We start from the raw sequence: 5,748 nt of genomic DNA, 5'->3' as shown, positions 1-5,748 counted from the left end.
CGCTTCGTCTATCAGGTGGGCGACGTGCTCTACCGCCTGACCGAGCCCGCCCTGCGGCCGATCCGGCGCGTCGTGCCCACGGTGGGCGGGTTGGACCTCTCCCCGGTGGTGCTGCTCCTGCTGCTTTATTTCATTCGTCTGGTCGTACATTGGATGTTCGCCCAAGTCGGGTTCTAGAGGCGAGCCCCGTTGCTGCGACCCTTCGCTGCCGTGTCGGATGGGTTGCGCCTGCGGGTCCGGCTGACGCCCAAGGCGCGGCGCAGCGCGATCGACGGGCTGATGGCGGAGGCGGACGGCTCGGTGGTGCTGAAAGTGGCGGTCACGGCGGTGCCGGAGAAGGGCCGCGCCAACGAGGCACTGATCGAGCTCCTGGCCCGGGAATGGCGGATCGCCCGTTCCAGCATCACGCTCGAGAGCGGCGCCACCGACCGGCGCAAGCTGCTCCATCTCGCGGGCGACCCGATGGCGCTGGAGGCGCTGGTGACGGACTGGCTGGCGCGCCACGCCGGGAAGGGTGCCGGCGCCCGATAATGAGGGGCCGCATGAGGCGGCCCGACCTTGAGTTCGACATCGAAGGAACCAGACGCGCATGAGCAATATCATCGATGGCAAGGCCTTCGCCGAAGGCCTGCGCCGTCGCCTAGCCACCCAGATCGCCGATCTCAAGGAGAAGCATGGCTTCATCCCCGGCCTCGCCGTGGTGCTGGTGGGCGAGGATCCCGCCAGCAAGGTCTATGTGCGCAACAAGGCGGCGCAGACGGTCGAGGTCGGCATGGCCTCGTTCGAGCATAAGCTCCCGCCCACGACCTCGCAGAGCGAGCTCCTGGCGCTGGTGAAGCGGCTCAATGAGGACAAGTCGGTCAATGGCATCCTGGTGCAGCTGCCGCTGCCCAAGCAGATCGACCCGCAGGCCGTGCTCGACGCGATCGATCCGGCCAAGGATGTCGACGGCTTCCATGTGATCAATGCGGGAAGGCTCGCGACCGGCGGCCAGGCATTGGTACCCTGCACCCCGCTCGGCTGCCTGATGCTGCTGAAGGACCGCCTCGGCGATCTTTCCGGCAAGCGCGCGGTCGTGCTCGGCCGCTCCAACATCGTCGGCAAGCCGATGGCGCAATTGCTGCTGGGCGAGAGCTGCACCGTCACCATCGCCCATTCCAAGACCCGCGACCTCGCCGGCGAATGCCGCCGCGCCGAGATCCTGGTGGCCGCGGTCGGGCGGCCTGAGATGGTGCGCGGCGACTGGGTGGCACCGGGCGCCACCGTGATCGACGTCGGCATCAACCGCATCACCGGTGCCGACGGCAAGGGCAGGCTGGTGGGCGATGTCGCCTTCGCCGAGGCTGTGAAACATGCTGGCGCCATCACGCCGGTGCCGGGCGGCGTGGGGCCGATGACGATCGCGGTGCTGCTGCAGAACACCGTGACGGCGGCCTGCCGGCAGCATGGGGTGACGATTTAAAGCGATTACGCCTCGCCGGAACTCCTCTTTCCTCTCCGCGCACGAAGCGGGGGAAGAGGGTAGGGTGAGGGGGTCGAAGGTTCACCCTCACCCAGCTCCGGCTAAGTCTCCGCTGCGCTCCGACTAAGCCTGCGCAACCCTCTCCCTCACTGCGTGAGGGAGAGGAAAGAATATTCGTCGTTACTCGATCACCACCGCCGTGCCGCTGACACTCACCATCAGCATGCTGCCATCCTTGCCGACCACCTCGTAGTCGATGTCGATGCCGATGATGGCGTTGCCGCCGGCTTCCTTGGCGGCCTTTTCCATCTCGCGCATCGCCGCCTCACGCGCGCCTTTGAGCGCGTTCTCATAGGCGCCCGAGCGGCCGCCGACGATATCGGTGATCGAGGCCATGAAGTCGCGGAAGATGTTGGCGCCGACGATGGTCTCGCCGGTCACGATGCCGCGATAGTCGCGGATCTTGAAGCCTTCGATGCTGGGCGTGGTGGTCAGGATCATGACGATATCGGGCCTTCCTAACGATTTTCGGGACGGCTCAAAGTCTTGCGGCAGATGAGGCGTTGCGGGGCGTAGCCGAGCTTGGCCCAGACCGCGGCTGCCGCCTTGTTGGCGAGACTATAGCGCAGCTCGATATGCTCGATGCCACGTTCGCGAAACCAGTCTTCGGCTGCCTGAGCCAGGGCCGCGGCGACACCGGCGCCGCGCGTCTCCTCGCGGACGAAGCAATGGGAGATGTAGCCCATCTGCCTGATCGGCGATTCGCGCACATAGGCGGGTTCGATGCGGCCATAGAGATAGCCGGCGGACCTGCCGTCGAGCGAGGCGATCAGGACCAGCTCGTCCTTGGCGAAGGCAGTCTCGAAATCGGCCCGCGCCCGCTCGGGCTCGACCTCGGCCCCTTCCCAGAACTCATCGGCCACCGTTGCCTTGAGATAATCGAAGAAACGGAGCGAAAGCTCGGTCAGCAGAGGCAGGTCGGCAGGTTCGCCGGGGCGGACGACGATGTTGCGGCCGATCGTCCTGCCCCGTTCCATCGGGGTCAGCCCCGTCCCTTCTTCAAGAGCCGCAGGCGCAGCGCGTTGAGCTTGATGAAGCCCGCGGCGTCGCGCTGATCGTAGGCGCCGGCGTCTTCCTCGAAGGTCACATGCTGCAGGCTGTAGAGGCTCTTGGGCGATTTGCGGCCGACCACGGCGGTGTTGCCCTTATAGAGCTTGAGCCGCACCGTGCCGCTGACATTCTCCTGGCTCTTGTCGATCAGGGCCTGGAGCATCTCGCGCTCCGGCGAGAACCAGAAGCCGTTATAGATCATCTCCGCATAGCGCGGCATGATCTCGTCCTTGAGATGGCCGGCGCCGCGGTCGAGTGTGATGCTCTCGATGCCGCGATGGGCGGCATGGAGGATCGTGCCGCCCGGCGTCTCATAGACGCCGCGGCTCTTCATGCCGACGAAACGGTTCTCGACCAGGTCGAGCCTGCCGATGCCGTTTGCCTTTCCAAGCTCGTTGAGCTTGGTCAGGAGTGTGGCAGGCGACAGCCGCTTGCCGTCGATCGCGACTGCATCGCCCTTCTCGAACTCGACCTCGATATAGGTCGCCTTGTCGGGCGCCGCCTCGGGCGAAATGGTGCGCTGATAGACCATCTCGTCGGGCTCGGCCCAGGGATCCTCCAGCACCTTGCCCTCGCTCGAGCTGTGCAGCAGGTTCGCATCGACCGAGAAGGGCGCGTCGCCGCGTTTGTCCTTGGCGATCGGAATCTGATGCTTCTCGGCAAACTCGATCAGTTTGGTGCGGCTGGTGAGATCCCATTCGCGCCAGGGCGCGATCACCTTGATGCCGGGCTCGAGCGCGTAGTAGCCCAGCTCGAAGCGGACCTGGTCGTTGCCCTTGCCGGTGGCGCCGTGCGCGACCGCGTCCGCGCCGGTTTTCCGCGCGATCTCGATCTGATGCTTGGCGATGAGCGGCCGCGCGATCGAGGTGCCGAGCAGATACTGGCCCTCATAGAGCGCGTTGGCGCGGAACATCGGGAACACGAAGTCGCGCACGAACTCCTCGCGCACATCCTGGATGAAGATGTTCTCGGGCTTGATGCCGAGCAGCAGCGCCTTCTTGCGCGCGGGCTCCAGCTCCTCGCCCTGGCCCAGATCGGCGGTGAAGGTCACCACCTCGCAGCCATAGGCCTCCTGCAGCCATTTGAGGATCACGGAGGTGTCGAGGCCGCCGGAATAGGCGAGAACCGCTTTCTTGATGGTGCCGCGCATGATGGGTCGATCTCCAGGGAAAAAGCCGCGCGGAGTATAGGGAAACCGGATCGAGGAGCAAGGCGGCTGAGGTCGCGGGGGACCGGTCCCCCGCTTGACAGGATGGCTGGCGAGCGCCCTATCCTAGGGGTTGCACGATCCGAGGAGTCATCAACTTGAAATATGCTCTGCACCGATCCACCCGCCGGTTTCACCCCTTGCCATTGTTGGCGCTCTTGGCCTTGGGTGCTTGTGCACCCACGCAGCCGCAATCGACGGCGTCGACGTCAACTGCCTCCGCCAACGAGATCCGGATTGCGGTGGCGGGCCCCATGACCGGGGATCTGGGCGTTTATGGCGCCCAGATGCGCGAGGGTGCAAAACTGGCTGTGGCCGACATCAATGCCGCTGGCGGCGTATTGGGAAAGCCATTGCGGCTGATCGTCCAGGATGACGAGTGTGCGTCATCGCGTGCCACCTCTGTTGCCCGGAACATCGTTTCACAGAATGTCGTCGCGATGATCGGCCATTTCTGCTCGGGCGTTTCAATTCCGGCCTCAGCGGTTTATGCCGAGAGTGGCGTTCTGCAGATCACGCCTTCGTCCAGCAATCCGAACCTCACCGAGCAAGCCTTCCATCGAGGCTGGAAGACGGTCTTCCGCAGCTACGTCCGCGACGATCATCTGGGGTTCGCCGCCGCCAGCTACCTGGCTGAACATTACGCCAAGGGTCGGATCGCCCTGTTGCAGGACGACAGCAATTACGCCAGCACCATCGAGAGGCCGCTGCTCCGGGGCCTTGTCGCCTACGGCATCGAGCCCGTCTTTCAGGACCGGATCGACGCAGGCCACTCCAGCTATCAGGACACGATCGATGAACTCATCAAGGCACGACCCGACGCGGTTTTCTACATGGGGTACTACCCGGAGGCCGCCTTGCTGATAAAGGAAGCCCGGGCCAGCGGACTCCAGGCCGCGTTTCTCGGGTCCGACTCTCTGATGACAACCGACTTCGCCGAGTCGGCAGGTTCCGCCGCCGAAGGCGTCATGTTCATTGCCAATCAAGGCGCCCGGGCTGTGCCGGAGGGCGCAGCCTTGCTTGCCCGGCTGCGCGCGCAAAACACCGATGCCGATCCCACCGGCGAGGACTACGCCGTCTTCACCTATGCCGCGTTCCAGGAGTTCGCCCTGGCCGCGCAGCGAGCCGGCACCACGGAAGCGGGTGCCGTGGCTCGGGCGCTTCGCAGCGGCAGTTTCGACACGGTGATGGGAACCGTGGCCTTTGACGAGAAGGGCGATCTGCGCGACGAGCGGTTTTCCTGGTATCGTTTTCGGGCCGGAAACTATGAACTCGTTCCTTGAGCCCGGATCGGCACCTCGAAGATCGATCAGCTTGACGGGCGCTTGTTCGGCATTAATCTAACGATAGTTAGATAAATATCGAATCACATAACCATGCCCCCTCGCCGGCCTGCCCATCCCTCGGCTGAAGCCGCCCTTGGTCCGCCTCGGTGGCGCTGCCATGCCAGCCCCCGGCTGGAGTTGTTCCTGGCGGCCTGGTCGCTTGCCAGCGACCGGGCCCAGCGTCATCCCGAATGGCGTCGCCAGGGGCGCCGGGCCTTGCCCGGTACCTACTGGGCGGCCGAGGCGGCCTTGGGTGGCACACCCGAAATCTGGCTGCTGGCCGCAGCGGCACCCGGGGTGGCCCCGCTTGATTCGACACCCATCGAACTCCTCGGCCGGATCGAACGGCGGCCCGCGGGCGCAGTCGTCACGGCCATGCTGTCGGGCCTGCTCGGGGATCCGGTCCTGGCAAGGCGGGTTGCCGTGGGTGGCCTGACCCTGCCGCGGGCGCTGGCCTCCCTGCCTCGTCCTCGCCTTCTGGCCTTGAGTTCGATGAATTTCGAACTATCGAATCTCGACCACCCCCTTTGGGCTTCCCTGATGCGTTTCGCGGCCGATCCCGAGGCCGGCCAGCGGGCCCTTGTCGCCGGGCTCGATGCCTTCCGCGAGGCCGTGTTCGAGCCGCTCTGGCGCGGCCTCGCCGG

Annotated in this window: 8 protein-coding genes; 5 read left to right on the top strand and 3 right to left on the bottom strand. The window is 65.3% G+C overall.

Going from position 1 to position 5,748, the window contains the following annotated elements; all coding sequences use genetic code 11:
• Positions 1–15: 15 nt before the first annotated feature.
• The 3 genes from ACREE8_RS10980 to folD are packed head-to-tail and all read left to right on the top strand — an operon-like array spanning position 16 to position 1,462.
• A complete protein-coding gene (locus tag ACREE8_RS10980) occupies positions 16–177 on the top strand; it encodes a YggT family protein (RefSeq protein ID WP_431573033.1) in 162 nt (53 codons plus the stop codon).
• 12 nt (positions 178–189) lie between these two features.
• Positions 190–531 (top strand): DUF167 domain-containing protein, encoded by a 342-nt coding sequence (locus ACREE8_RS10975; RefSeq protein ID WP_431573032.1) that lies wholly within the window; start codon positions 190–192, stop codon positions 529–531.
• A gap of 58 nt (positions 532–589) precedes the next feature.
• Positions 590–1,462 carry a bifunctional methylenetetrahydrofolate dehydrogenase/methenyltetrahydrofolate cyclohydrolase FolD gene (folD, locus tag ACREE8_RS10970; protein ID WP_431573031.1) on the top strand — a complete coding sequence of 291 codons (873 nt, stop codon included), beginning with the start codon at positions 590–592 and terminating at the stop codon, positions 1,460–1,462.
• Positions 1,463–1,642: 180 nt separating this feature from the next.
• Here folD and ACREE8_RS10965 read toward each other — a convergent pair whose 3' ends face one another.
• From ACREE8_RS10965 to ACREE8_RS10955, 3 genes are read right to left on the bottom strand one after another with little or no spacing between them, the layout of a single operon-like run.
• Positions 1,643–1,963, bottom strand: a complete 321-nt coding sequence (locus ACREE8_RS10965; RefSeq protein WP_431573030.1) for a heavy metal-binding domain-containing protein — start codon at positions 1,961–1,963, stop codon at positions 1,643–1,645.
• Between the two features lie 17 nt (positions 1,964–1,980).
• Complete coding sequence (locus ACREE8_RS10960) at positions 1,981–2,499, bottom strand: GNAT family N-acetyltransferase (protein WP_431573029.1); 519 nt, start codon at positions 2,497–2,499, stop codon at positions 1,981–1,983.
• Positions 2,500–2,504: 5 nt separating this feature from the next.
• Positions 2,505–3,722 (bottom strand): argininosuccinate synthase, encoded by a 1,218-nt coding sequence (locus tag ACREE8_RS10955; RefSeq protein ID WP_431573028.1) that lies wholly within the window; start codon positions 3,720–3,722, stop codon positions 2,505–2,507.
• A gap of 155 nt (positions 3,723–3,877) precedes the next feature.
• Here ACREE8_RS10955 and ACREE8_RS10950 point away from each other — a divergent pair, with 155 nt between their 5' ends.
• On the top strand, positions 3,878–5,062 hold the full coding sequence (locus ACREE8_RS10950; RefSeq protein WP_431573027.1) for a branched-chain amino acid ABC transporter substrate-binding protein: 1,185 nt from the start codon (positions 3,878–3,880) through the stop codon (positions 5,060–5,062).
• 180 nt (positions 5,063–5,242) lie between these two features.
• On the top strand, positions 5,243–5,748 hold a 506-nt coding region (locus tag ACREE8_RS10945), incomplete at its 3' end, for a hypothetical protein (protein WP_431573026.1).

The sequence above is a fragment of the Hypericibacter sp. genome, assembly GCF_050729195.1.
Classification (GTDB): Bacteria; Pseudomonadota; Alphaproteobacteria; order Dongiales; family Dongiaceae; genus Hypericibacter.
This window is presented reverse-complemented; position numbering and strand designations above follow the sequence as displayed.